Source organism: Angustibacter aerolatus, assembly GCF_054776675.1.
In genome coordinates, this window is the sequence record NZ_BAAHBM010000154.1 from 1 (window position 1) to 3,619 (window position 3,619).

The window sequence follows — 3,619 nt, forward strand, 5'->3', positions numbered from 1 at the left end:
CGCCGAGGGCGCCGGGTCGGGCGTCGACGTGCCGTGGCGGCTGGTGGGCGTGGCGCTGCTGCTGGCCGGCGCGCTGCTCGTGACCCCGGTGAGCGCCGCGCTCGGCCGACGTCGACGCCGTCGCGCCGCTGCCTCCCCCGGCGCGCACGTCGAAGCCCGGTGGGCCGACCTGCAGGAGCAGCTCGGCGACCTCGGCGTCCGCCTCGACACCGGCAGCACGCCGCGCCAGGTCGACGCCGAGCTGGCCCGTGCGACCACCCTGCTGGCCGAGCCCCGCGCCGCCCTCGGCCGGGTGACCCGCACCGTCGAGCGCTCGCGCTACGCCCGCACCGTGCAGCTCGACGACGGCCTCGACGACGTCGTGGAGGCCGTGCTGTCGGCCGTCGCCGCCACCCGCGGCCGCGCCGACCGCCTCCGCGCCGCCGCCGTCCCCCGCTCGGGCCTGCAGCGGCTGCGCGACCAGCTCGGCCGCGCCGGCGGTGCCGTGTCGCGGGTCGAGCTTCGCGCCGCCGGCACCGCCCGCAGCCTGACCGCCGTCCGCCTGCACCGCCGCCGCTGACCCACCGCCCTGGCACTAGAGGTCCCCGCCCGCCGAGCTGCCACGTCCGGGGTCCACCGGGACGTCAGGTGCCCGACAGGTGGCACCTCGGCACGCGGGACGCGACGCAGGCTCGCCGAGCTGCCACGTCCGGGGGTCCACCGGGACGTCAGGTGCCCAACAGGTGGCACCTCGGCACGCGGGACGTCGTCGCACGCCTGCCGAGCTGCCACGTCCGGGGGTCCAGCGGGCCTCGAGGTGCCCCACAGGTGGCAACTCGGCACACGAGGACGCCGGGGCGCGCGTGCCGAGGTGCCACCTCCGGGGGTCCAGCGGGCCTCGAGGTGCCTCACAGGTGGCACCTCGGCACACGGGGACGCCGGGGCGCGCGTGCCGAGGTGCCACCTCCGGGGGTCCAGCGGGCCTCGAAGAGCCCCGAAGACGGCAGCTCGACACGGGTCACCGGGCGACTTCCCGCCGGCGACTGCACGTCCGCCGCCCGGCCCACGACGTCCGCAGGTGGCAGCTCGTGCGCAGGGGTCCGGGCGGCTCAGGTGTCGGGCTGAGCGCCACGCGCCGTCCTCCGCCCGTGCGACGTCCAGCCGAGCGGGCGGGGCGACGACCGCTGCGGGTGGTGCAGGCAGCACGACGCCCGGCCTGCGTGGGCGGGCCGGGCGTCGAAGAGGTGGTGCGTCGGTGGGGCTCAGCCCCACTGGCCGCCGTCGCGGCGCCTGTCCCAGCGCTGCTCGAGGCGGTCCATGAAGCCGCTGGAGCGACCGGCGCGCTCGGAGCGCGGCGCCCGGCGGCGCGGGAGCGGCTGACCTGTGGGGCCGACGGCGCCGATCGGGCCGCGGCGCTCGGGCGCCAGCGCGAAACCCGCCCCGACCAGCATGATCACGAACCCGACCACGGCGAGGGCGACGGGCCCGGTGACGCCCACGACGACGAGCACGAGGCCGACGAGGAGCGCGACCCCTCCCAGCAGCAACCGGCGGCGGTGCCGAGACCTGGTGGTGCGCCCCCGCATGGCGGAGGCGAACTTCGGGTCCTCGGCATACATCGCCGACTCCATCTGCTCGAGCAGATGCTGCTCGTGCTCCGAGAGCGGCACGGCGACCTCCCGCTGGGTGCGCGGAAACGGGCGGGATCCGACCGCGACCGGGGTCGCCGTCGAACATCCCTTGGACCTCAAGGATAGGTCGCGGACGCCGGGTGTGAAAGCCGGGGACGCGATCTGCTGCGACTGGTCGGTCACGTGCTGTCGTCGGCGGCGCGCCGCCGCCCCCGCGCACCGGTCAGCGCGGTCAACCCCGGCGTCCCCACCCCGGTCCCTCGAAGGCCTCGCGCACCTCGGCGCGCGCGTCGCCGGACGGGTCGCGGCGGTCGGGCAGCCGGCCGTTCGTGGCGTCTCGACCGCGGCGTCCGGAACCGCTGCGCCGTGGAACCGGCCGATCGGCCGCCCCTGCGGTGGCGGCGCCGCCGTCGGGGCCCGGCGCCGGGTCGGCCGGCGGTCGCGGGGCACGTCGGCGCACGGCGTCGCGCTCGCCGGGCACGAGGCTGGCGGGGCGCACCGACCCTGCGCCGAAACGTGCGCTGGCTCGGTCGACGGCCTGCTCGGCGTCGCGCCAACCGAACGGCTTCTCGTCGAGCAGCAGCTGCCGCTGGTGCTGCTCGACGGGGAGCAGTCCCTCGACGCGCACGCCGACCAGCCGAAGCCGGGCCCGGTGCAGGCCGAGCGCGTCGAACAGGTCGCGGGCGGTGGCGTAGACGTCGCGGCCGACGTCGGTGGCCTCGCGCAGCGTGCGAGCGCGGGTGATGGTGGTGAAGTCGGCGAAGCGCACCTTGATCGACACCGTGCGCCCCACCTGGCCGGCGGAGCGCATGCGGGCGGCCGTGCGCTCGGCGAGCCGCAGCAGCTCGCGGTGCACGACCTCGGGGTCGTCGACGTCGTGGGTGAACGTCTCCTCGGCGCCGATGCTGCGCTCGGACTGCTGCGGGACGACCGGGCGCGGGTCACGGCCCCACGACAGCTCGAACAGGTGCGCGCCGGTCGCCTCGCCGAGCACGCGCACCAGGGTGTCGCGCGGGGTGTGCGCGATGTCGCCGACGGTGCGCAGCCCGTAGCGGTGCAGCGTCTCCTCGGTCTTCTCCCCCACGCCCCACAGCGCGCCCACCGGCAGCGGGTGCAGCACCGCCAGGGCGTCGTCGCGCGGCACGACGAGGACGCCGTCGGGCTTGGCCAGGCCGGACGCCAGCTTGGCCAGGAACTTGGTGGCCGCGACGCCCACCGAGCAGCTGACACCCTGCTCGTCCTGCACGCGCTCGCGCACCCGCTCGGCGATCTGCAGCGGGCTGCCGAGCCGCCGCACGGCGCCGGCGACGTCGAGGAACGCCTCGTCGAGCGACAGCGGCTCGACCGCGGGCGTGACGTCGCGGAAGACCGCCATCACCCCGCGCGAGACCTCGGCGTAGCGGGCGTGGTCGGGCTCGATGATTGTCGCCAGCGGGCACAACCGGCGCGCCCGGGCCATCGGCATCGCCGCGTGCACACCGAAGGCCCGCGCCTCGTACGTCGCCGACAGCACGACGCCGCGACTGCCGGCACCGCCGACGATCACCGGCGTACCCACCAGCTCGGGACGTTCGAGCAGCGACACGGAGGCGTAGAACGCGTCCATGTCGACGTGCAGCACGGTGCACCCGCTGTCGTCGGCCTCGTCGGGCCGGTGCGCGGGACGGAACTGGCGGCGGCTCACGACACCACCCGCGTCGCCGGACCGGCTCGATCAGCCAGCTCGGCCCGTCCGACGCCGCTCGTGTCGCCGGGGCCGCGCCGGGCGGGGCAGCCGGAGCACTCGGGGACGCGCACACCACCACTGTCGCGCACGCCACCGACAAGGGCGGCACCGCAGGCCGATGGGCGTCGGCGCGCGACCGCACCGCAGGCGGGCGGGCGTCGGAGCGCGACCGCACCGCAGGCGGCCGGCCGGAGCGCGACCGCGGCACACGCGGCGCAGCGCCACCCCGACGCCGCGGACCGAGCTGGCGTGGGCGGCGCCCGGATCAGGGGCGGGGGGCGCG

Annotated in this window: 1 protein-coding gene and 2 pseudogenes; 1 reads left to right on the forward strand and 2 read right to left on the reverse strand. The window is 77.3% G+C overall.

Translation table 11 applies throughout. The features are described 5' to 3' along the window. Positions 1-559, forward strand: a pseudogene (locus ACYVI6_RS18270) (hypothetical protein); the annotation flags it as partial. A gap of 682 nt (positions 560-1,241) precedes the next feature. Here the strand turns inward: ACYVI6_RS18270 and ACYVI6_RS18275 are convergent. Together ACYVI6_RS18275 and ACYVI6_RS18280 are read right to left on the reverse strand one after the other, a co-directional pair. Continuing rightward, entirely contained in the window at positions 1,242-1,649 is a 408-nt protein-coding gene (locus ACYVI6_RS18275; protein ID WP_460447726.1) for a DUF3040 domain-containing protein, read from the reverse strand. Between the two features lie 403 nt (positions 1,650-2,052). After that, a pseudogene (locus tag ACYVI6_RS18280) lies at positions 2,053-3,294 on the reverse strand (DNA polymerase IV); the annotation flags it as partial. Positions 3,295-3,619 lie beyond the last annotated feature (325 nt).